This is a genomic window from Endozoicomonas ascidiicola (genome assembly GCF_001646945.1).
GTDB lineage: Bacteria > Pseudomonadota > Gammaproteobacteria > Pseudomonadales > Endozoicomonadaceae > Endozoicomonas > Endozoicomonas ascidiicola.
Genome location: NZ_LUTV01000001.1, coordinates 868,974 through 891,003, shown reverse-complemented (window position 1 = coordinate 891,003; position 22,030 = coordinate 868,974). Strand labels below are relative to the sequence as shown.

Below are 22,030 nucleotides of genomic sequence, written 5' to 3'. Positions count from 1 at the left end.
TTTCTAGAACGGGGAAATCAGCAGGCTTTTATACTGATAATCCAAAACCTAAATACACGTTAACAATTACCGGCTAGTTCAAAAAGCCCGTTTCTTCCAGTTGCTGTAGTCTAAGCTCTATCTTTGATGCTGTTTTTTAACAACCAATTGGCGCCGATTTTTCTGTTAAAAAATGATAATTTGTAGCTTCTCATGACTCTTGAAAAATTTATTTCCTTTAAAAAACAACAGGTTGTACTAGTTTAAAAGAGTTTGACAAAAAAGCACTTATTGACTATACTTTTTGAAAGATTGAAGATAAAATTATGTTATTTATATCTTAATATTTTACAATTTCATTACAAAGAAAACAAAATACAAGCTAACCAGTGTTTTTAACCAATAAGTTATTTTTTTAACCAATAAGTTATTTTTTTAACCAATAAGTTAATAATAGCACTTTGCTCTATAATTCCAAATTCTCATGCCTTGAGCTCTCAAATACTTCTGTTGCCTCTTTCTACGCTGATCTTCGAACTTAAGTTGATGTACGCTACTAGTTGTTCGGCTCGGTTAGGTGAGCGATAATGACTGAAGGTTCTGGTTAGTATTTACTTACTTGGTGCTGTTTTTTTCACATGCTGTTTGGGGCTCATGCTTTGAGAAATCGTTTTGTCAGTAGAGTTGAGGTCTCCCCTTTGGTGGCTAACTAGGTTTGCTAACAAGAAGTTAATCATGTTGCGGAATTTATGATGGCCCCAAAAAAGAAAAAACCGCTTGTTTCTTCTGATGACTTTGAGTACATCTCCAGACGACAAATCGGTATGAATATCCGAAAAATCAGAGAGGCTAAAGGCGTTTCTCAATCAGAACTGGCTCGTGAGGCAAATATGAAAGCTCCATATGTCAGTGGCGTTGAGAAGGCGCGCAGGAACGTTTCTTTGGTGAACTTGCTCAAGATTTGTTACGCGCTCAGAGTTCCTTTGTCGGATATTGCAGAGGGCATAGATTTTGAGACTATACCTGAGGCGCTGAAAGTTCTTGGCAGAGAGTGAGCTATCACAGGCACCTTTGCTAAATGAAAAGTCTTTAAGGGTTAAAGGTTGCCGGGCTCCAAAAAAATATAAGAAGTATCCTAGGCGCTGCTCTAAAAAGTGGGTATAAGACAGGTGGAGGATAAATTTACAAAAATTACGTCGTATTATTATAAGCCACTGTTTTAATGATATTTATTTTTGATATTTCGGCTACCGAAAAGGCGGCTCAGCTACTCAATGAGGGACGCTTGCGTACAAATACCGAATTCCAAGGCTTGATTCTGTTGTTTTAGAACAATTTTGAATAATATAGATGACGGGTCTTCAGTCGCCTTCACTGGGCATAGCTTGGGTGGTGCCCTCGCTCAATATGGCGCATATCAATTAACCCTTGATTTAAATAAGGCAGAAAACAATCCCAACTCGATTCAGCTAGACACTCAAATCTACTTAAACCATTTCCGCTAGTCTGCCTTACCAGCAGCAACCATTATTCCTTCCGTCGTTCGGCCAGGTGATTGAGTGGCACCATCCGCTTATGGAGCACCCCGAACACGATTATTTGCTGCTCATGCACCACGTAATAAATAACATGACTTCCTTGTGGAAAGCTCAAAACATCCAGCCCTACATCTGGCCGCCCCTTGCCCAAGGCTGGCGTTTCAGCAATCAGTTGCATGGATGCTCGCAGTTCTGTCAGATATTTCAGGGACTGGGAAGCCCCCCATTGCTCTACCGTAAACCGCTGGATATTGAGCAGATCGGACTGCGCATCCGGGGTCAGACAGTAAGCTGGCATTAGTCGTGTTGACCCGCTTCAAGCTCATCAAAAAAAGTGTCGCCATCGACCAGGTTACCCGTTGCGATATCAGCCCTGGCTTGAGCGGCCCTGGATTGCAGTACTTGCAGTTTGAGCGCCTCGATGTCCCTGTACTCATCCGCCGAGATAATCACTGCCACCGGCTTACCGTTCTTGTTGATCTGGATCGGGTTACGCTGCGCTTTCAACAGCATATCGCCAAAATGGGTTTTTGCCTCATTGGCCGTGAGGGTGCGCATGGTTAAAACTCCTTTCTTAATCGTTCGATTCGTTCATTATAACCTATTCAATCGATCTGACTGGAAATATTTACTAATAAACTTCGAAACCATTTCGAATGACAGATCGACACAATTACGAGAAGCCATCACAACCTATTGATATATATAGAATATCATATAGTTTATTTATGCCAGACTTTATACTGGTACTTTCATACGTTTTATGGTTGGAACTATCGTTGTCACGGTTTGCGTAAGATTCACGAGTGCAAAAGGTGTACCCAGCTCGATCAAGGTCGTGACGAAGACGTCGATATTCTCGATAGGTGGCATGGTTCGATTTGAGAACCACCGAATCACTACAAATAGTGCAGCGAAGAATCTTGTTTTCCAGTGAGCCACTTATGCGGTAATTATCGCCAGAATTTCGTCTTGATTTATCAGGATCAGGGATGATGGTCAGTTTTTGAAAATTTGAGCAGGTGGGGCTCTGACAACAATTGACTTGTATTCCGCTCTCAGGGATTGGAACCCTCGGAAGTTTCCTTGCAGAAGATATCCTGGGCACGGCTTAAGTTCGTTAATGCGCATTTCATCCTTGTTTTTAAGTGCAGCATGGCCTTACTTAAATGCACTTCCCACTTATTAGCGCAGCCCCTAGAGAAGTATCTACAGGTGTACCTGTAACAGCTTGACCATTACTTATTTCTCTAAAAAGTCACCCGGGGCTATCTAGTTCAACCTTTCGAAAGTCTTTGGGAGGATTTTGGGTAAGTCAGAATACAAAAATGCCGGATATTACCTTCGGTCGATAATATCCAGCTTAGGCTTATAAACAAGGCCTGCAGGCATCAAGCTTCTTTGAGCGACTCGAGCTTTTGATAAAGTTTTATCATCTCTTCCGCCATATCCTGGGCCAACATAGATGTCATAAGATGATCCTGCGCATGAACCATGAGTAGGTTGATAGGTAGATCGCCTTCTCCTTCTTTTGCAATCAGGCCAGTTTGAATCTGGTGTGCCACCTTGGAAACCTTTCTGGACTGCGCCATTAGTATTTCGGCTTTATCAAAGTTTCCAATTCGGGCTTTCGCTAATGCTTCAAAAGCCTGGCTACGGGCCTGACCAGAATTTACGATAAGGTCCATGACTGCCATTTCGATATCCATGTGTCTACTCCTTATGAAATCAGGTTAATGGCTGCATCAAGCACTTTATCGCCTTGCATCATGCCATATTGCATCGGGTCAATACTGTCGACGGGCTTGCCATAGCTCTTTGCTTTTTCCTGAAATTCCGCCAGTTTGAATCTAACCTGAGGGCCAAGAAGGCAAACGTCGTTTTGTTCGATGACGTCGTCAAAGTCAGAAATAGGATAGGCATTAATCTCTGCCTCAATGCCTTTTTCCTGTGCAGACTGCTGCATCTTCTTGACCAGCATACTGGTAGACATTCCTGCTGAGCAGCACAGTGCAATCTTGATCATAATCAAAAACCTTAAATGAGTGATTGGCCGTTAGAATTGATGACGTCTTGGTACCAGAAAAAGCTCTTCTTTTTTAATCGCTGCAGGTTGTTGTCACGATCGATATAGACAAAGCCATATTGCTTCTTGTAGCCATTCAGCCAGCTCAACAAGTCGATAAATGACCATGGATAATAACCGCGAATATCCACCCCCTGTTCAATAGCGTGACGAGTGGCGTTGATGTGTTCACCAAGGTATTCAATCCGGTAGTCATCACTGATTTCGCCATCCACGACAGTATCCGGTGCGCCCAGGCCATTCTCAGTAATGTAAATCGGAATGTCGCCGTATTTCTCTTTGAGCAGAAGCAGACCATCGGTCAGGGCCTGCGGATAAATTTCCCAATCCCAGTCTGTGTAACGACCTTCGGGATTTTTAACAAACTTGAATAAGTCTTTAAAGCCAAACTCACCAGCGCTGCCTTTTACACCAGAGTGGTTTCTAGAGGTATTGGTAAAGTCAGGATTATGAGCGCAGATTTCACGACGATAGTAGTTTACACCCACAAAATCGATCTGAGCTGTGCGGAGTAACTCCATTTCTCCATCATTAATGACTGGTACGCCCAGATGTGTCTGTGCCATTTCCAGAAGATGCGATGGATATTCTCCCTTGATCACTGGACTGTAGAACCAGTCAGTCCAGATACTGTTTGCCATGTCACGGGCTGCAACATCTTCAGGGCTGCTGGATGCGGCTGTATGTGGCTGCAATACATGAACAATGCCTATCTCACCATTAGGGACAGCTTCTCTGAAAGCAAGGACGGAACGTGCATGAGCAACGTTTACGTTATGGCAAACCTGGATTGCGCGAGCCGGGTCTTTCACTTCAGGAGGGAAGACACCGGTGAGATAGCTCGAGGCTATAAAGACAATGGCTTCATTAAAGGTTGACCATAACTTCACCCGGTCACCGTAACGTTCAAAGCACAGCTTGCTGTAATCAACAAAAGCATCCAGCACTTCTGGTGATTCCCAACCGCCAATATCTTCCATCGCCTGAGGCATGTCCCAGTGATAGAGGGTAATCATCGGTTCGATGTTGTGTTCAATCAGCCGGTCAATCAGGTTGGAATCATACTGTAACCCTTTATGCAGGAGAGGTTACAGTTTAGTCGTGATTTTTAACCGATGATTTTAGGTTTACACTGTCTTCGCAGGAGCGGCAGCCATACTTGAATCGGACATTTTGGATGACTTGGATTTTGGCCGGAATGATTTCCAACTGTTCCGTGATTTCTTCCCCAATTTGGTGGAGGTCGCCACCACAGCAACCGCAGACTTTTTCTTCATCACTGAGATCGTGTTCTTTTCGAACCCTTGGCAGATCTTCAGGAAGGGGCTTTCGGCCACGGGTGTGTTCGGGAACAGTGACGGCCTGTTCTTCCGGTTCACTGTCTGGCTCCGGTTGATCCTGTTCGGCTTCGTTGAACAGGTCTTGTTGGTCCGGGGAGATCTTTTCACTGGAGGCCCCGAACTGTTTTTGAAGAAGGCAGTGAAGACGCTCTTCCAGCAGCGCATTTTTGCGAGTATGGAGGTAACCCAAGCTATTAGCTCAGGGTTATCATCGGGACGGGGCAGGCTTCCATGCGATATAAGGTAGATCGTCAGGTCAGTATTGCCAGTGCATCAAGTCCATGTCGTGTACTCCAGGGGTGGATGCGGCTTTGCAGGGCGGATGTCATAACCATCCAGTAACCGGTTCAGCACGGCGCCATCAATCGATTCGGGTGCTTCAATACCGGGTCATTTGAAGCGAAACTTTTCCAGCCGCTTATACCAGAGCACAAAGCCGTTGCGCTCCCAGTACAATATTTTCACTTTGTCCCTTTGTCGATTGCAGAAGACAAAGATCACCTGTGAGAAATGCGATTGGCCAACTTCCTGTTCAATCAGTGCCGCGAGGCCATCGATGGATTTACGCATATCAACATATTCGGCATACAGGTAAACGGGCACCTCTTTGGCTGGACGAATCATGGGTTGGCCTGAAGTGCGTGGATAAGGATGGCGGCCTGCTCCGGTGTTGCTTCAACCTGAACGTTATTTATGTGAAGTACCAGGGTTGATGGCATTTCCGGTTTTGGCATAGCAACGGCSAGAGGGATGACTTTGCTCTCAGTCTTTGGACTCAGCTTTCGCTTCCAGTAGCTCAACTGGTGAATGTTCAGTTGATGTTGTTTACACCATGCTGTCTGGCTGAGGCCGGACTGTTGCCAGTCCTGAATTCGCTGCAGCCATAGTTGCTGGAGCTGTTTGCGTTGGGCTGCTTTCATCTGAGTTCTCCGGAGTGAAAGCAGTATTGTTCAGGATTTTTCTGGCGGATTTAATGTGCGGGGAAATTACCGCTTACCTATGTTGCATTGGCGGTTGTCGCCGGTAACCTGAAGCGATTGGGTAAAATTCTGCTAACCAGAGATCGTCAGTAGCCTTCGAGCCTGATACATGTTCCTTTACTCTTGATCATGCCATGTGTGAGGGCTCGGTGTGCTTAAAAACTGTCGAATCTGAGTATATTTTGAGCAATGCGATACGACAAGTGCTCTTTATCTGTTTTTCTACTGGAATCTGCTCCCTATTAGCTCCTACCTGACAGAATGAGTAGAGTTTTTTCATGGGTTTTCTGGCAGGCACTAAATAATCCTAAACCTTATTGCTTTTGCTACAGCTTGAGCAACTGACACACAATCAAGTTTATGCCTGACTGTTTTGATATAACTTCTAACAGTATGCTCAGAAATAGAAAGGATAGCCCCTATTTCAAAGTTGGTTTTACCTATCGAGGAGTAATGCAAACACTCTTTCTCCCGAGAGGTTAGTTGTGGCGACTTGATACTAGTGCTATACGCTTCTGATGCAATCTTGTTATGTAAAACGGGGATCAGTTCTTCTATTGTTGGAGTAATCTCGGTAACATATCTACTCCAATTTTCTCTATCCATTTCAGCGTTCAAACTCAGAATCGAACCGATACCAATAGCATCCTTGTAGACAAAACTATATCCCGACTCACCTATGCCAAACCTTTTTGCGCGCTCATAGAACTTTGACGCTTTTGACGTCCAAGGCACTTCACTCCAAAGAACATTCTCTTTAGCTTTAATGATTTGATTAAAAACTGGATCAACTTTGAGAAAGTTGTTTAGTAAATACTCAGCAATCCATTCCTTTGGATAAGTTGATCTTACGAAAAGATTATCGAGCATCTGATGAGGGTTGGTAATTAATTGAAGAGTTGTATAATTATGCTCAAAAAGTTCATCAATAATCTGAACGGCTGCCTGAGTATTTTTAGCTTGATCTATTCGATGAATAGTACCAGCAATTGACATATTTACTCTCCATTTATCCATTGCTATAACCCTTTAGGGCTTTGTTGTCCGCGATAGTTGAAAGGCTGCAAACCCAATATCTCCTGCATTTCTGGATAAGCATATGACTCGTGGGTATTACAGTAATCTTGTAACTTCTGCTAATCATAAGCTCCATCGGACAATCTCTGATTTGTGCGTTATTACGTCAACTCAGCCCCCTTAAGAGGGGCTATGATGTAACTGCTGGTGTCAAATATTTCCATACAGCTCAGCAAGGTTGATCGCTTAGAAAAGAGGCACAATACACAAATAAATAGGGGGTCCAGAACTTCGAGGAGGACGGTTTTGAGCCGTCTTTCATCAGGTCTTGGATAAGTACTTTGTCTTCATGAATATGGATATTGCTATGATAGTGATCTTCGGAATGACGGGCTATGGCTGGTAGTGGCAACTCTTGAACTTTTTCAGCAAACTCTTTGCGTTGACAATTTTTAAACCAGAGGAACTTGGCACGCCTTAATATATCCGTCACTTCTAAAGCTTTGGTTGAACCCCAAAATTTGTGTTTGATCTGCTTTGACTGCACCGCCAACTTCAATAGACAGGTTACGACTGACTCAGTATTAAGCAAGCTATCCATCAATACCTGAACCTCTGAACTTATTTTATTATTAGTATTTATCTTCTAAACCAGATTAAACCGCATTCGATACATATACGTCAACTGTCTCCCTAATATTTGAGAGGGCTAAGTTCCAATGGCACTGACTTAAGGTGCAACGCCAGAAATCCCAAGGCTTTCTCAAGAAGAAAAACGACTATAACAGTCAATGAATTTCATAACTCCCCGAGCAAGCCATGACCAAGTGTAGCCCAGAGTTCCAATCACTCGCTGATGATGGCCTGCGCCAATTTGCCCAGACTGGTAGCGATACACTGTCAACGACTCTCACCTCTGACGACCTCAACGCTTTTCAGGCCAGTTATCCGGGCTTCAGAGCCAGAGACTTTCCTCCCATCAAAACCTTAACCTTGTTCATGAGGCAGGTTGGCAGCGACACAAAATCATGTCGGCATGCACTGATTGATGAGGCCAGGGATCAGGCCGTCAGGGGAAACAAGCCATCCAATACTACAACCAGCGCGTATACCAAAGCACGACAACGGTTAACTGAAGAGTCAATAAAGACGTTGCTTCTTACGTCAGGTAACAACCTCGAAAATGCCTCACCAGAGTCATACCTCTGGCACCAACGCCGGGTTCTGATCACTGACGGCTCAACACTTTTGATGCAAGACACCAAGAAAAACCAAAAAGAATATCCTCAGCCCAGCACCCAAAAAAAGGGCTTGGCTTCCCTATTCTCAGAATCCTTGTTCTGATGTGTCTTGGCAGTGGTGCGCTACTTGATTTTGCAGTGGCTCCCTATGAAGGCAAGGAAACGGGTGAACAAGCCTTACTCAGAAAACTGTTATATCATCTACGTGATGGCGATATCCTGCTGGGTGATGCGAACTTTGAGAATTATTTCCTTCTGGCTCTATTGCTTCAGGCTAAGGCAGACGTTGTATTCGAGAAGAATGGTTCACGGATTATTGATTTCAGAAAGTGTGACCAGAAGCTGGGCAGCAAAGACGGTTTGTTCAAACTGAAGCGCCCCGTCAAGCCGGAATGGATGAGTCAGGAGCTCTACGACAAGATGCCTGAAGATCTGGTTATTCGTGCAGTCAGAAACAAACGACGAATAGTTGTTACCACTTTGCTGGATGCAGAAGAGTATCCCCGAACAGAAATTATTGCTTTGTACCTGAAGCGGTGGCACGTTGAGTCCGATTTTGATGTGATCAAAACCACTATGAAAATGGACATGCTTCGCTGCAAAAGTCCGGAAATGGTGAGAAAAGAAATCTCAGTCAACCTGCTGGTTTACAATATGATACGTGCTCTTATGGGTAAAGCAGTAGTGTACATTGGAAAAACGCCCAGAGAGATTAGTTTTAAAGCGGCGCAGGAAACACTTGTATCCTTCCAGCAGACATTATTTGGAGCATCCGGTGACTGGCTTGAAGAGAAGATCGCCAACATGCTGGAAATAATAGGGCTGCATGTTGTTGGCAACCGCCCGGGAAGGTCGGATCCAAGGGCTGTAAAAAAGCGTCCGAAGCCTCATAAAAGGTTACAACACCCAAGAGGACAGGCGCGCAGACTCAAGCAATACCAAGGTAAAGCGGCTTAAGTCAGTGCCATTGATGTATGGTCGCCTTATTTTTTCCGAGATCATAGAGATCGTGAGGAATGAGCTTGCCTTTTCCGTAACTGGGAAAATCATGATCGTTAACGGTGGTGGATTCAGTGGCATCTGTTATAACATCACGGTAGAAGTTACCCAGTTCCTCTTTCTTTTTCGTATCCATGCTCAGAACAGGCTTGCCCGCATCAAGGTATTCCTGCTTCAGTCAGGCAATATTTTTAAATTGAGCGTTGCGATCCTTATGCTGTCTCATGGTTCGCTTTTTCTGTGGCTTACCTTACGACGACGGAATCCAAGTTGTGAAGTGGTTATAGTTCTCCGGACACACCACTGCCCAGTCGTAAAGGCCTGGTCGATCCAGACTGGGGGGAAGTTCATCAGGCGCTTAAACGTAAAGGCGTCACCAAGCTGCTGCTCTGGGAGGAGTGCTGTCAGGTTCATACCCTGAATGCCTACAGCTATGCTCAGTTCTGTCACCGTTATAATCAGTGGCGTGGCTGTCAGAAACGCTCCATGCGTCAGCACCACAAGGCCGGAGAAAAACTGTTTGTGGATTATGCCGGGCCTACTGTCCCGGTCATCAATCCCGACACAGGAGAGATTGCCCATAACGCCCAGATCTTCGTGGCCGTGATGGGGGCATCCAATTACACCTATGCCGAAGCCACTCTCTCGCAGAAGTCTGAAGACTGGCTTGGCTCTCATGTCCGGGCATTCGAGTTCCTCGGTGGAGTGTCGGAAGTGGTGGTACCCGACAATCTTAAAAGTGGCGTCCATCAGGTCTGTCGGTACGAACCGAACCTTAATCCGGCCTATCAGCATCTGGCTAATCATTATCAGATTGCGGTCATACCGACTCGGCCTTATAAACCCAAGGACAAAGCCAAGGCTGAAGTGGGTGTTCAGCTGGTTGAACGCTGGATACTGGCGAAGCCACGACATGAAACCTTTTTTACCCTGGCAGAGTTAAACGGCCGCATCCGCGAACTGTTGACGGAACTGAACCTGAAACCCTTCCAGCGGTTACCCGGTACACGACGAAGTACCTTCGAACAGCTGGATGAGTCCGCACTGAAACCTCTGCCAAAACAGCCCTTCGTATTCGCAGAGTTCGGCAAGGCCCGGATCAATATTGATTACCACATGCTACTCAGGATGGCATCAGGATAGTCTGTTTCTGTGAGAAAATGACACATTATTCAGGCAGCAGCACCCATCCAAAACTGGGGAAAGCGTTTCATTTAGCAGAACTGCTCCCAGTCTCACCAGCCGAAGATGTCCTGCCTTGTCAGGCAGCTTGTGCGCTCACAGTATCATTCCTGCGGTCTGAATGTTTTTAAAGAACGCTTCATCCCTGCGCAACTAATTAGGCCTACGCTGTGCGAATGTTTTCTTTGTCCGTACACCGGAAAACGCCCCCTAAATTTAATGGGCTCAGTTTTACACACGACATGTAGGGATATGATTAAATATAGAATTATTAGATCATTATAAACAGAGACAATAAACGCACTTAATCAAAGGATGAAACATGACCAGTGTACTATCACTAGATCGCCAACAAATTATAGAAAATGCCATCGAAGAATTTCGCAATGGTAAGTTCCTCCTCGTATCTGACGACGAAGGGCGTGAAAACGAAGGTGATCTTATCGTAGCTGCCGAACACGCAACTCCTGAAGCTATTAACTTTATGATCACTCATGGTCGCGGCTTGGTATGTCTCGCAATTTCTGAAGAAATTGCCCAAAAGAAACAGCTATTACCGATGGTTCAAAATAATAAGGATCATATGGGTACAGCATTCACAGCCAGCGTTGATGCAACTCTAGAATACGGTGTCACAACAGGCATCTCGGCATGGGACCGCTCGAAAACAATCGAAGTAGTCATTGGAGATGAATACAGCCCACAAGCACTTCAAGCACCTGGACATATGTTCCCACTAGTAGCCAAAAACGGCTATTTGTCAGCACGACAAGGTCACACCGAGGCTGGCGTGGAACTCTGTCGACTAGCAGGATTAGAATCCGAAGCTGCCGTGATTGTAGAAGTTATTCGCGAAGATGGTGCAATGGCTCGTCGACCAGAACTTATTGAAATGGCCAAGAAGCACAATATTTCATACATCACCATTGAAGAACTCTGCAAATATATTGAGCAGGTCGAAAGCACTTACGTAGCAGCATAACCAAAAGAAAGAGTATTCCATGCTATACATTTCAAAGCAAAAAAATAATCATTTTATACGAAAACTGTTTCAGGATAGTTTCTTTCGTGTATTCATGTCTTGCTTGGATAAAAAGCTGGAAACTCACCTAGATGGTTTTGTTGGTTCAAATAATATTCCAAAAGATGGCGCTGTTATCATCACACCTAATCATCAGAGCTACTTTGATGGTTTTGTAATAACAGGCCTTCTTTGGAAGTTAATTGATCGGAAAGTCAAGATTCCTACCAATATTAAAGCACTCCGCAACCCCGTTTTTCGCGAGTGCCAAATTGCTGGGGGCGCGGTTCCAATTGACCCAAGTGACACAGATAAAACCTACTCAATCATTAGTGACTTATTACATAGCGGTAATGCAGTCGTTATGTATCCAGAAGGAACAAGAAGTGATGGCACTTTTCTTCACCCATTCAAATATGGGGCATTCAATTTAGCTGTCGAGCACAATATACCAATACTACCTGTGGCAATTAACAATTTCTCTAACGTATTGCCGAAAGGTAGTTTGCAATTCAACAAAGGGGAAAAAGGATATATCGTTTTCGGTGAACTTATCAGCCCTTCTGATAAGAAGTTTCAGGGCCTAACAGATAAACAAATAGCTCATCAGATAAAAAATCAAGCTTACGATTGGATCCTGGAACATACCATCGAAAAAAATAAACATGCCTCAATTGAAGAGGAAGTTACGCACCTATCCAACAGAGTAGATTTAGAACTCGAACTACTTTTGGATCAAAACGTAGATTTGATCAGTAAAGATGATGTAGCGCGCGTTAAGAAGCTTGCTTCTACCAAATGGCTTCTACCTAAGTCTTGTTTTGAGATGAATGTACAAGACATTCGCATTGAGGGGTTTAAGCTAAACACCATGCCAAAGCCGCTTGCGATCGTCAGAATGAAACACTACATCAATATGCTCAACAGTGCGCTAGGAGAAGACAAGAATCACCCTTACCTCAACTATTGCAAAGGCTTGCTAATACAAAAAAGCCCGCAGTTCTACAGGAAAAAACTTTTAAATGCTGAACTAAATAGCTTCAAGCGCGCATACCATTATGGCAGCCAATACGGCTACCCAACCGAACGTTTTGCTTACGGCCTTGCTAAAGCACTGCATGCTAACGGTCAGAACGATAAAGCACTATCACTATTGCATCACTGTTTTTGCAACCAAAAACATCTCAATACCATTCGCCAACTAAGGCGCAAAGAACGAGGGCTAAGCCTTATGAATAAAATTGAGCGCGAATCTATCAACTCCCCCAAATTTCTAAGTCGACCTCTTCAGGGTTTTGAAGCATTCATGGCTCAATCCCGAATTTCTGATATTGTAATTGGTCAGATTGAAGGTATCGAAAGTTTCGAGCAGGTTCGTGAAGCCGCAATAGCTTTACATCGTCGCCACCCACAGCTAAGAGCCAAGGTTGTATGGCCAAAAGGTCATGACTCTCGACCTGAATTCCAGTTTTTACCTGTCAACTCTAATAAAGTCCACGTTTCGCAGCGTCTAGTTAGTAATGAAGAACAAGACCACACCACCCTCTTTTGGGAGACCGTAGCTAACGAGGAAGTTAATCACATATTCGACCTATCAGATGGCTACATGTTTAGAGTTACATGGTTACCTGAATCTGGTCACATAATCCTAAACGCGCAGCATTCTGTCGTGGATGGACTCTCACTGATGAATCTACTCAATGAATTCATCACTCATTGTGCTGGCAACTACATCGGAGAATCACTCCCGCCAACGCCGTCTGCACTGGAACTCAGCCCAAAAGTCGGGCTTATTGAAAGATGCATCGGAGCCTTGCATCGAAATGCTTTCCTTCGCGCTCGTAGCAAGTACGAGTCATGGGCTGAAATTAAACCTCAAGGCCAATTAAAACCTGGAGAGCTACTTAAAACGAATTGCTTCTTCGCGGAAAGTTCACGTAATACTTTTAAAAATGTCATCCGAGAGTGTAAAAAGCAAGGTGTTACAGTAGGGAGCCTATACGCTGCTGCCATACAGTGCGCGCTCCTTCACTTTTCGGGTTCAAAACTCGAAAACAAGCAGCAATTTTCTCTACCAATGGACTTCAGCCTGAGACGTTACTTCAACAGCAATGACGCATCAGTTGAAGCCGTAGGCTATCTATCTGGATCTGGTGCCTCACAGGCGCAGGCCTTCCCAACAATGACTTTTTGGGAGTTAGCTAAAGAGTTTGGTGAAGGGGCAAAAGAAGAGGTGGAGATGCGCTCACCACTCATCTTTCACAAAGTTTTCGACCGATTTTGGAATGCTGAGAAAACTTACAAGAAGTACGAGCTGGACTGCATAAACAGTGGTGGTGCAGGTGCAACCGTAACCATGAGCAACGTAGGTCGTTACAAGCACAAAACACAAGTAGGCAGCATCAGGCTGAAGAGCTTCCATGGAATGAGCGCATCTCAAAGAGCAGGGGCAATGCTTTATTGCTGGTTGCGTTCGGTGGATGACAAGTTCTGCTATAGCTTTACTTCAATATCTCCAGCTCTAGATAAGGATTCTTCTGCAGAGTTTTTCGGATACGTGGTGTTTCTTTTGAACTACTCAACATCTGAGTACGCGAAACAAAAAGCTATCAAGGAATACATCCCTGTTAGTGCGAAGATCTACAAGGAGAATGAGTTCATATCTGAGATCGAAGAGCGCAATTCAGGTGTGGTGGCCTAAAATGATCTACTCATCATTTAAAAACAGTTGCAGCACTTTTGCTAACGAAACAGCAATCATTCACCCTAGGAGAACTGTTGGCTACAAGGAGCTATTTGAAGAAGTCTCTCAGGTTGCAAATGAACTCAAGGCGCTTAGCGTTACTGGTAGTGTTGGCATTATGCTTCCGAATATACCAGAGTTTATTTCAATCACGTATGGCCTGTTCGCCAATGGAAATGTAGCTACACCTCTCAGTGTGCTTCTGACACCACTCGAACTTAAGCACGCTATTGAAGACAGTAATCTGGAGCTAATGTTTGTACACGACTCTCTCATCTTTGTTGTAGAGCAGGCAATTGATCTTTCGAGCGTCAAGCCATCAATCATTGTAGTCGGGGATACCAGTGAAAAACACCTGAACTTTAGAGGCATACTTGAGAAAAATACCCATTGGGATTCAAGACCTGTTGAGGATTCACACTGTCTGACGATGTACACATCTGGCTCTACCGGGTCATCGAAGGGCGTAATGATGTCGGCAACATCTATAGTAGCCCAGGGGCACATGCTCAAGACTGCCTTTGAGGTAACTGAAGACGACAGAATTCTCTGCGCACTGCCATTGTTCCACGCATATGGACTCAACGCACTGGTCGGAACGGCACTAATCAGCGGCGCCACTATCGTTCTCCATGACAGGTTCCGAACTGCTGACTGCATAAACAGCCTGGAAAAGGACGACATTACTATTTTTGCTGGCGTCCCAACAATGTACGCTCAAATTCTAGACTACAGCTCAGACTTGGAGCAGAAACCATCGTTTGTAAAACTTAAAACCTGCCTGGCTGGCGGTGCCCCAATGGATGCATCGTTGCTAGCTTCTTTCGAAGACTTGTTCTCAACACGCATCTATGAAGGATATGGCCTCACTGAAACAACGGTGTCTGTCTGCAGTAATACACCTGAACCAACTGGACGAAAAATCGGCTCAGTTGGGCGCCCTTACAAAGGGGTTTCAGTAAAAGTAATCGACTCTACAGGCGCCGCTGCACCAACTAAGGGTGTTGGTGAACTCGTGTTTAAGGGTCAAAACCTAATGCTTGGCTATCAAAACCTTGATCTCGAAACAAAAGAAGTACTCAAAGAGGGCTGGCTTCACTCTGGCGACCTTGGGTATGTAGATGAAGAGGGCTTCTGCTTCATTGTTGGAAGAAAAAAAGACTTAATCATCAAAAGTGGCTACAACATTTTTCCAAAGGATGTAGAAGACGCAATCAGGCAGGTTGAGAGTGTTCATGACGTAGTTGTATTCGGAGCTCCAGACAGAATTAAAGGTGAAGCTGTTGTAGCGGCAGTCATTTTAAAAACCAATCACAATCCAAACGATGCGAGTGAACAAATCCGGTTCGCACTTAAAACTACTTTAGCCAAGCACAAGCATCCAAACGACATCACTTTTTTGAAAAACTTTCCACTTGGCCATACAGAAAAGGTACTTAAAAGCAGAATTCGATCTAGCTATATCAATCAAATGGAAATGGAAATGGAAATGGAAAGGGTATAAAAATGAAACAATCGTACATAGAGAAGTATGAATTCCCTCGATACTCAACGAACTTTGTCGCGACTCTAATATCAAAGCCGAAAATAACATTGCTCATAAGTTTGCTACTTGTCGCCTTTACACTGTTCGGACTTACACGACTAACTGCAGATTTCACCCACGCAGGATATTTCCACAAAGACGATAAATGGTTAGTCGAGTTTGATAAGTTTGAACAAACCTTTGGCAATGATGACTCAATCATCATTGCTGTGCGAAATGAAGAAGGCTTATTTAATCAAGTTTCTTTACAGCTTCTGGACGAACTTACATCTGCGGTATGGAAGCTAACTGATGTAATTCGCGTCGACAGTGTCACTAACTATCAGCGGGTGTTTGCTGATGGTGATAACATAAACGTCGAGTCATTGTTTTCATCAGAAACATCATATAGCGATCACCAAATCAACGAGTTAAAAGAGATCGCGCTGAAAGACGAAATGCTATCCGGATACCTACTCTCCGAAGATGCAACAATGACTCTTCTCGTCGGGACGCTACGCCCTAGTGCTGGAGATGAACTTGACATCAAACCTGTCGTAAATGCTGCCAGAGCTTTACTGGAACAAATTGAAGCCAAAGGTCACGAGCTGCACTTAGTAGGCGCTCCACTCATTGTTCAGTCATTCGCTGAAGCGTCAGAAACTGATAACGCAAAAATTATTCCGCTCCTTCTTTTGGCTTGCATTCTGATTATGTATTACGTACTACGAAATGCATGGTGCGTTATGTATGCGATGCTAGTAGTCATTTTATCAGCTGTCGGTAGCCTTGGGATCGCAGGTTGGTTGGGTGTTCAGATGACATCAATCACAACGGTACTCCCTCAAATAACGATAGGTATTGCTGTAGCCGGCTGCTTACACATCCTTACCGTTTACAGATTATCTCAGAAAACACAGCCTAACAAAACAGCAGCAATTGAATACGCCCTGGTTAAAAACACCAAGCCGACTCTATTAACAGCAATAACTACCTCAATAGGGTTCATCAGCTTCTGTTTGTCTGACATCAAAACTATTGCGGAGCTTGGCTTAGTTGCAGCGGTAAGTGTGTTTTACGTATGGTGTTTAACATATCTGCTTCTAGCATCGTTATTGCTAATCTTACCATTTGGCTATAACAACAAAGAACCACTTCGAGTATCTCAAAACTTATTGCAGAAACTTGTTAACAATATTGCCAACAACAGACCATACATCCTCGGGTTATACGCAGTGTTCATATTTGTAAGTTTGGTAGGAGCAACAATGGTTCGTGTTGATGCAGATCCAGTCGGTTACTTCTCACAAGACCACGAGCTACGCCAAGGGGTAGATCAAATAGACGAACATATCGGTTCGGCAAGAAATATCGAAATAATGATTGATTCAGGCTGTGAGAACTGCGCGCAGAAACCAGAGTTCCTGACAAAGGTAGCCGAATTAGAAGCTTTCATTGAAGGTCGCCCGGAAGTATCACAAGTAATTTCAATTGTGGACATTCTTAAATCCACAAATCGTGCCTTGAATTTTGGTGATGAAGCTAGCTATAAGGTAGCCACAACGCAAACGGAAATCGCACAGCAACTGCTGTTCTACACCATGGGGTTACCAAAGGGACTCTCCGTGGACAATAGAATCTCAAGCAAGCAAGACTCGTTACGTTTAACAGTTTTCTGGACCGTCGACAGTTCGTCGAAAGCAATAGAAGAAATCGCTTTAGTTGAACAAAAAGCACGACACCTGGGACTCAACGCAACCATTACCGGGAAGTACTCCCTCTACCAAAGACAAGAAAGCTATGTTGTTAACTCCTTTTTGTCATCAGTAGGTATCGCATTCCTGCTCATCACAGTGGTTCTTTGTGTGGCTTTCAGGTCTCTGAAACTTAGTTTGGTAGCACTACTCCCGAACTTAACCCCCCTGCTAGTCGGCGGGCTTGGCCTATGGCTCATGGGAGAAAGCCTCAATGTAGGTACCGTACTAGTTGTGAGTATCACACTTGGAATCGCAGTAGACGACACGCTGCATATTATTACTGAATATCAGCGACAAAAGCAGAAAGGACTTACAAGCACTGACACATTCACTGAGTTGTTTAGTGAAACAGGAATAGCTCTGTATGGTACTACGTTGGTTTTGGTGTTTGCGTTCGGGGCGTCAATGATATCGTCATTCGCACCTTTCCAAATATTCGGAGCGCTTGCATCTACCGTGCTCATAGCAGCTCTAGCCATTGATCTGACAGTCTTGCCAGCCATGATGCTGCCGAAAAAAAAGGCATCTATGCAAGCAGACGAAAGCTTGACCACGAGTCATTAACAAAGCAGAGAGTAGAAAATGAATACCAAACTAATTAACAGAGCACTATTGGCTATTTATACCATTGCTATGTGCACTGTCCCATTGGCGGCGCAATCTGGAGAGCAAACGGATAGTCTTGACGCTGACCAGATAATGAAACTCAGCCGCGAGTATCAACGCGGTCTGACTAACTCTATGGCCGAAGTAACAATGGTCATTGAATCGCGTGGTAATAAGATTGTACGTAGCATGCAGCAGTACGTCCTTGAGTCCGATGACGCGGGTAACAGGACGATAAATGTCTTTTCAGAACCTGCAGACGTGAAAGGCGTTTCAGTTCTTACTCACACGGCACAAGATGGGAATGATCAGCAATGGCTTTTCTTGCCCAGTATTAATCGCACAAAACGGATTTCATCATCCAATAGAAGCGGTTCGTTTGTGGGAAGTGACTTCGCTTTCGAGGATTTATCCTCTCTTGAGTTAAGTAAGTATCATTTTAACTCAGCTGTTATTGAGGAAATAGATGGTGAACAATTAATAAAAGTCACTTACGATCCTACATATAGTGGCTCAGGCTACTCACACATCGAGACCTATTTGAGAAAAGATAACTATCAACCAGCATTTAATAAGTACTACAACTCACGAGGCGAGCATTATAAAACGTTGCACCTTAGCAACTATATCTCGTACAAAGAAGCTGGAGCCTGGAGGCCGCATTTACTTACCATGGAGGATCATATTAAAAGTAGCGTAACAGAAATTACAGTTTCCAGATTCTCGGAAGAGTCCACGAGCAAGAAAAACTTTAGAGCGAAGTCATTTAATCGAGTAAGATAGTTATGAAGTCAACTATTCTAAAACTAACTACAGCGTTTATTGTCACATGTAGCCTTAATGTTCAATCTGCGAATATTGATGGATTCTTTGGCCTTGATACTGTGTATTTTGTTAATACGGAGTTTGCTACCAAAGAAATATATAGCGTAATAGGCGAGGTTCGTAGTCGAGGTTCAATTACAGATAACCTTGATTACGAATTTAGGCTGTACGGTCAAAAAGGGATATCTGACTATAACGAGGGTTATTTTGATCCAACAATCGCAAAGGTCACATGGTCAAACAGCTCTTTTCGATATGATGTTGGCTACGATCTTGTCTATTGGGGTGTCACAGAAGGAATTAACATAGTAAATGTCATCAACCAAAGGGATCAAATTCGAGACTATTTCCTAAAACAAGGGCTAGGTCAATCGATGATATCTGCATCCTACTTAGGCGATGACATCAATTTGGAAACTTACATCCTACCAAAATTCGAAGAACTGAATTTTGGTGGAACAAGACGCCCTTGGGGGTTAGGAGTTCCAGTAGACGGGAGCCAAAGCACTTATGAATCTGACAAAGGCAAGCGTCATATAGATTATGCCGCACGCATTTCTGGTATGATTGGTGAGCTAGAATATGGAATCATATATTTCGATGGTACCTACAAGAAGTCAATCTATAGGTTGGATGAGAGCACTGGCTTTCTTGTACCACACTACATATTGGGAAAGACGGTTGGGTTAGATGCACAATATATCTCTGGGTCTAACATTTATAAGTTAGAGATCGCCCACTTTACCCCTAACTCTTTCAAGAGTTACGTTAGTTTTGCAGTTGGGGTAGAGAGAGTCTTAGAGACTTCTTTAAATGGATCTGGTGAGTCGACAGTATATTTTGAATACTACTATGACACTCGGCAAAACGACAACTCAGTCGCATTTCAAAACGACCTGTTTATAGCTTATAAACATAGTACTTATAATGCATACGACATTGAAACAACAATTGGAGGAATCGTTGATGTCGAGTTTGGCGGATTGATAGGTACATTTAACATGACGGGTAAAATATCAAGAAATTTAAAGTTAGAATTTGAGCTAATCTACTTTAATTCAATCAAAACTCAGGACGCATTATTCTATAGCAAACATTTCGATCAAGCTTCTCTTACTTTGAGTTTGCATTATTAATAAGTATCTCTGAAATTACGCAACTATTTCCAACACCATTGGTAGATTAAAGGATGAATAAAGATGGGTGAGTTAAAATTAATCGATCCAACAAGTCATGAAAAAGTCTACATGCAATCTAACTGTATTAAAGGTGCTATTTTTGATTTATACGGTACATTGATTGACCTAAATACAAGGCCGTTACTTAGGGAGTTTTCAAGAATACTTGGGGTGAAGTGCTCACCGGTAAAACTGAAGCGCACCCTTACCAAGACATATATCAATGATGACGATGCTCTGAACGGCTTCATTGAGACTATTTTAGATCGAAAAGCAACACCCGATGAGACCCTGTCGTGCAAAGTTGCTCTCCAAAAGCACTTATCTACAGCAAAACTTCATAAAGGAGCCAAGCTGCTTTTGAGAAACCTGAAGGCCCGAAACGTGAAGCTCGCTTTACTATCAAATGTCGCTCAGATATTTAAACAACCTTTCTACACGTTGGGCTTAGAGAAGTACTTTGATGTCATTCACTTTTCTAGCGATATCGGCGAGAAAAAACCGTCAGCAAATGCATATATGAAAACAATCTCCGAGCTTGGGATTTTACCGAGCGATTGCATGTTTGTTGGTGATGATGTTAAGAACGATTATGACGCACCAAAAACCCTCGGTATGAGCGCAGTTCATATTGGCGATGGCAGACGCGACAAATACGTACGAAACCTTTGTGAACTTGTATGGATGGGGCTATCTGGAACCCCATTACTACAGGTGGGTAAGCAATACTGCATTGATAGCCGTCTTTTCACCATCACCGATATTGACTTACTCTCTGAAGAGGAACTTGGCCGTTACAATATTGTTGCACGCGTGAATGGCTACGACAGCAATAGCTTACCTATGCAATGGTATGTCAAACGATATATCGACCCATCCAGTTCCTACATCGAAGAAACCTCACATAGAATTATGAGTATGATTGGTGCAGCAGCCCCACGTGCCTATATCTTGGAAGGAGAGGAACCTCTGCTCTTCACTTCACCTGCCAAAGGGAGCATCTGGGAAGACGGTGACTACTGCATTGATGTCGCTGAACAAGTAGGTGTTCAAGCAGCAGCGGCTTACATTCTTGCAAATGCAGATTGGAGACCAAGAAACACGTTCATTCAAAAATCCACTTCAAAGGTTACATCTATTGACTTAGAACATTGTCTCTTTGATCGGGTGTTGGATACCCAGGTACAAGTAGAGAATGTTCGAAGCATCAATAATTTGGGAATTTCAACTTGGGCCTACACGAAGACCAGAGTGCTCTCATATTCGGCAATTAAACGTGCAATCAAGTGCTTCACAAAAACTGATAACAGGGACACACCCGAGTTCAAGTTGTTCTTAAAGGGTTGGGATAAAACCTTCAAACAAGCAATTAACAATCGACAGTTAATTATAGATATTTTGAAAAATAGGATGGGTTTCCAGTGCTTAGTTATCGGAACAAAATCACATCGAAGATCGTTTGCAAATATTGATCTTCACGATTTCACAGAACGCATTGATTTGGGTCAAAGAGTCATTCGCTGGGTGCTCTCTCTGAATAATTGAAACAAAAGAACTTCAATTGTACGACTATTATAAGAGACCGCTTTCCATAATAGACTCCGCCATGCCTGCTTCAATTGTGTCCAGCAATCGTGAAAAAATCGTTCTACAGATAGAGATCCCTATCGAAGCAGGCAATATGCTTGATCTTGAAAATAGTCTGCAAAAAACACTTAACGATGCTGGACAACTAGGGACTCAAGAGCTGCTTGGCCTCTTTGAACCAGCCAATAAAGAACCCATTGTCGTCAATAAACAAAAGTGGAGTTATAAGGGTAAAGCCTGAATTCGTATCATAAATGCATAACCTCTGTAACCACAGGGTTGCTACAGAGCCACCTTTGAATTCAATCAGAACTCAGGTGTACTCTGTAAAGCTACTAAACACTACAGAGGATGCCACGGATGGCCTTTAAGCACCTGAGCTCTGAAGAGAGACATTATATCGAAATTGAACTGAAAAATGGGACT

Annotated in this window: 23 protein-coding genes and 1 pseudogene; 13 read left to right on the top strand and 11 right to left on the bottom strand. The window is 43.6% G+C overall.

Annotated elements, in window-relative coordinates; genetic code table 11:
- Window positions 1-728 precede the first annotated feature (728 nt).
- A complete protein-coding gene (locus AKL11_RS03585; protein WP_095210135.1) occupies window positions 729-1,034 on the top strand; it encodes a helix-turn-helix domain-containing protein in 306 nt (101 codons plus the stop codon).
- A gap of 282 nt (window positions 1,035-1,316) precedes the next feature.
- Window positions 1,317-1,484, top strand: a complete 168-nt coding sequence (locus AKL11_RS26580) for a lipase family protein (RefSeq protein WP_157673391.1) — start codon at window positions 1,317-1,319, stop codon at window positions 1,482-1,484.
- A 22-nt stretch (window positions 1,485-1,506) separates the two neighbouring features.
- Here the strand turns inward: AKL11_RS26580 and AKL11_RS03580 are convergent, their stop codons facing one another.
- The 10 genes from AKL11_RS03580 to AKL11_RS03535 form a co-directional block, all read right to left on the bottom strand.
- Complete coding sequence (locus tag AKL11_RS03580) at window positions 1,507-1,815, bottom strand: type II toxin-antitoxin system RelE/ParE family toxin (RefSeq protein WP_067515210.1); 309 nt, start codon at window positions 1,813-1,815, stop codon at window positions 1,507-1,509.
- Entirely contained in the window at window positions 1,815-2,075 is a 261-nt protein-coding gene (locus tag AKL11_RS03575; RefSeq protein WP_067515209.1) for a type II toxin-antitoxin system Phd/YefM family antitoxin, read from the bottom strand. Before AKL11_RS03575 ends, AKL11_RS03580 begins: the two co-directional genes overlap by 1 nt.
- Before the next feature lie 833 nt (window positions 2,076-2,908).
- Complete coding sequence (locus AKL11_RS03570; protein ID WP_067515208.1) at window positions 2,909-3,226, bottom strand: PTS lactose/cellobiose transporter subunit IIA; 318 nt, start codon at window positions 3,224-3,226, stop codon at window positions 2,909-2,911.
- Window positions 3,227-3,237: 11 nt separating this feature from the next.
- Window positions 3,238-3,543, bottom strand: coding sequence for a PTS sugar transporter subunit IIB (locus AKL11_RS03565; RefSeq protein ID WP_067515207.1), 306 nt, complete (start codon window positions 3,541-3,543; stop codon window positions 3,238-3,240).
- Window positions 3,544-3,554: 11 nt separating this feature from the next.
- Entirely contained in the window at window positions 3,555-4,685 is a 1,131-nt protein-coding gene (locus AKL11_RS03560; protein WP_095210133.1) for a glycoside hydrolase family 1 protein, read from the bottom strand.
- A gap of 13 nt (window positions 4,686-4,698) precedes the next feature.
- Entirely contained in the window at window positions 4,699-5,133 is a 435-nt protein-coding gene (locus AKL11_RS03555; protein WP_067515205.1) for an IS66 family transposase zinc-finger binding domain-containing protein, read from the bottom strand.
- Between the two features lie 200 nt (window positions 5,134-5,333).
- Complete coding sequence (gene tnpB, locus AKL11_RS03550) at window positions 5,334-5,567, bottom strand: IS66 family insertion sequence element accessory protein TnpB (protein ID WP_095210132.1); 234 nt, start codon at window positions 5,565-5,567, stop codon at window positions 5,334-5,336.
- Window positions 5,564-5,863 carry an IS66 family insertion sequence element accessory protein TnpA gene (gene tnpA / locus AKL11_RS03545; protein ID WP_067515204.1) on the bottom strand — a complete coding sequence of 100 codons (300 nt, stop codon included), beginning with the start codon at window positions 5,861-5,863 and terminating at the stop codon, window positions 5,564-5,566. The genes tnpB and tnpA overlap by 4 nt, the downstream gene beginning before the upstream one ends.
- A gap of 357 nt (window positions 5,864-6,220) precedes the next feature.
- Window positions 6,221-6,940, bottom strand: a complete 720-nt coding sequence (locus tag AKL11_RS03540; protein WP_067515203.1) for a helix-turn-helix transcriptional regulator — start codon at window positions 6,938-6,940, stop codon at window positions 6,221-6,223.
- Window positions 6,941-7,169: 229 nt separating this feature from the next.
- Window positions 7,170-7,541: a cysteine peptidase family C39 domain-containing protein gene (locus tag AKL11_RS03535; protein WP_067515202.1), complete on the bottom strand. Its 372-nt coding sequence runs from the start codon at window positions 7,539-7,541 to the stop codon at window positions 7,170-7,172.
- A 218-nt stretch (window positions 7,542-7,759) separates the two neighbouring features.
- On the opposite strand from AKL11_RS03535, the gene AKL11_RS03530 reads away from it, so the two are divergent.
- Together AKL11_RS03530 and AKL11_RS03525 are read left to right on the top strand one after the other, a co-directional pair.
- The gene (locus AKL11_RS03530) at window positions 7,760-8,284 is read left to right on the top strand and encodes a hypothetical protein (protein ID WP_067515201.1); all 525 of its coding nucleotides are present in this window, start codon (window positions 7,760-7,762) and stop codon (window positions 8,282-8,284) included.
- The gene (locus AKL11_RS03525) at window positions 8,284-9,138 is read left to right on the top strand and encodes an IS4 family transposase (protein ID WP_067515200.1); all 855 of its coding nucleotides are present in this window, start codon (window positions 8,284-8,286) and stop codon (window positions 9,136-9,138) included. Before AKL11_RS03530 ends, AKL11_RS03525 begins: the two co-directional genes overlap by 1 nt.
- Before the next feature lies 1 nt (window position 9,139).
- Here the strand turns inward: AKL11_RS03525 and AKL11_RS24425 are convergent, their stop codons facing one another.
- Window positions 9,140-9,358: an ISAzo13-like element transposase-related protein gene (locus AKL11_RS24425; protein ID WP_301335646.1), complete on the bottom strand. Its 219-nt coding sequence runs from the start codon at window positions 9,356-9,358 to the stop codon at window positions 9,140-9,142.
- Window positions 9,359-9,462: 104 nt separating this feature from the next.
- Between AKL11_RS24425 and istA the strand changes: the two are divergent.
- From istA to AKL11_RS03475, 9 genes and pseudogenes are all read left to right on the top strand, one after another.
- Window positions 9,463-10,299: pseudogene (gene istA / locus AKL11_RS03515) on the top strand (IS21 family transposase); the annotation flags it as partial.
- A gap of 385 nt (window positions 10,300-10,684) precedes the next feature.
- Window positions 10,685-11,344 (top strand): 3,4-dihydroxy-2-butanone-4-phosphate synthase, encoded by a 660-nt coding sequence (gene ribB, locus AKL11_RS03510; protein WP_067515197.1) that lies wholly within the window; start codon window positions 10,685-10,687, stop codon window positions 11,342-11,344.
- 19 nt (window positions 11,345-11,363) lie between these two features.
- Window positions 11,364-14,084, top strand: coding sequence for a 1-acyl-sn-glycerol-3-phosphate acyltransferase (locus tag AKL11_RS03505; protein ID WP_067515196.1), 2,721 nt, complete (start codon window positions 11,364-11,366; stop codon window positions 14,082-14,084).
- 1 nt (window position 14,085) lies between these two features.
- Window positions 14,086-15,630, top strand: coding sequence for a class I adenylate-forming enzyme family protein (locus tag AKL11_RS03500; RefSeq protein ID WP_067515195.1), 1,545 nt, complete (start codon window positions 14,086-14,088; stop codon window positions 15,628-15,630).
- 2 nt (window positions 15,631-15,632) lie between these two features.
- The gene (locus AKL11_RS03495; protein ID WP_067515194.1) at window positions 15,633-17,972 is read left to right on the top strand and encodes an efflux RND transporter permease subunit; all 2,340 of its coding nucleotides are present in this window, start codon (window positions 15,633-15,635) and stop codon (window positions 17,970-17,972) included.
- Window positions 17,973-17,990: 18 nt separating this feature from the next.
- Entirely contained in the window at window positions 17,991-18,797 is an 807-nt protein-coding gene (locus AKL11_RS03490; protein ID WP_067515193.1) for an outer membrane lipoprotein-sorting protein, read from the top strand.
- A gap of 2 nt (window positions 18,798-18,799) precedes the next feature.
- Complete coding sequence (locus AKL11_RS03485; RefSeq protein ID WP_067515192.1) at window positions 18,800-19,975, top strand: hypothetical protein; 1,176 nt, start codon at window positions 18,800-18,802, stop codon at window positions 19,973-19,975.
- Window positions 19,976-20,038: 63 nt separating this feature from the next.
- Complete coding sequence (locus AKL11_RS03480) at window positions 20,039-21,562, top strand: HAD family hydrolase (RefSeq protein ID WP_067515191.1); 1,524 nt, start codon at window positions 20,039-20,041, stop codon at window positions 21,560-21,562.
- Window positions 21,563-21,623: 61 nt separating this feature from the next.
- Window positions 21,624-21,845 (top strand): hypothetical protein, encoded by a 222-nt coding sequence (locus AKL11_RS03475; RefSeq protein WP_067515190.1) that lies wholly within the window; start codon window positions 21,624-21,626, stop codon window positions 21,843-21,845.
- Window positions 21,846-22,030 lie beyond the last annotated feature (185 nt).

Coding starts and splice junctions, on each gene's coding strand:
- AKL11_RS03585 (WP_095210135.1), top strand. CDS start 729: ATGATGGCCCCAAAAAAGAAAAAACCGCTTGTTTCTTCTGATGACTTT.
- AKL11_RS03580 (WP_067515210.1), bottom strand. CDS start 1,815: ATGCCAGCTTACTGTCTGACCCCGGATGCGCAGTCCGATCTGCTCAAT.
- AKL11_RS03575 (WP_067515209.1), bottom strand. CDS start 2,075: ATGCGCACCCTCACGGCCAATGAGGCAAAAACCCATTTTGGCGATATG.
- AKL11_RS03570 (WP_067515208.1), bottom strand. CDS start 3,226: ATGGATATCGAAATGGCAGTCATGGACCTTATCGTAAATTCTGGTCAG.
- AKL11_RS03565 (WP_067515207.1), bottom strand. CDS start 3,543: ATGATCAAGATTGCACTGTGCTGCTCAGCAGGAATGTCTACCAGTATG.
- tnpB (WP_095210132.1), bottom strand. CDS start 5,567: ATGATTCGTCCAGCCAAAGAGGTGCCCGTTTACCTGTATGCCGAATAT.
- AKL11_RS03540 (WP_067515203.1), bottom strand. CDS start 6,940: ATGGATAAATGGAGAGTAAATATGTCAATTGCTGGTACTATTCATCGA.
- AKL11_RS03535 (WP_067515202.1), bottom strand. CDS start 7,541: ATGGATAGCTTGCTTAATACTGAGTCAGTCGTAACCTGTCTATTGAAG.
- AKL11_RS03530 (WP_067515201.1), top strand. CDS start 7,760: ATGACCAAGTGTAGCCCAGAGTTCCAATCACTCGCTGATGATGGCCTG.
- AKL11_RS03525 (WP_067515200.1), top strand. CDS start 8,284: ATGTGTCTTGGCAGTGGTGCGCTACTTGATTTTGCAGTGGCTCCCTAT.
- ribB (WP_067515197.1), top strand. CDS start 10,685: ATGACCAGTGTACTATCACTAGATCGCCAACAAATTATAGAAAATGCC.
- AKL11_RS03505 (WP_067515196.1), top strand. CDS start 11,364: ATGCTATACATTTCAAAGCAAAAAAATAATCATTTTATACGAAAACTG.
- AKL11_RS03500 (WP_067515195.1), top strand. CDS start 14,086: ATGATCTACTCATCATTTAAAAACAGTTGCAGCACTTTTGCTAACGAA.
- AKL11_RS03495 (WP_067515194.1), top strand. CDS start 15,633: ATGAAACAATCGTACATAGAGAAGTATGAATTCCCTCGATACTCAACG.
- AKL11_RS03490 (WP_067515193.1), top strand. CDS start 17,991: ATGAATACCAAACTAATTAACAGAGCACTATTGGCTATTTATACCATT.
- AKL11_RS03485 (WP_067515192.1), top strand. CDS start 18,800: ATGAAGTCAACTATTCTAAAACTAACTACAGCGTTTATTGTCACATGT.
- AKL11_RS03480 (WP_067515191.1), top strand. CDS start 20,039: ATGGGTGAGTTAAAATTAATCGATCCAACAAGTCATGAAAAAGTCTAC.
- AKL11_RS03475 (WP_067515190.1), top strand. CDS start 21,624: ATGCCTGCTTCAATTGTGTCCAGCAATCGTGAAAAAATCGTTCTACAG.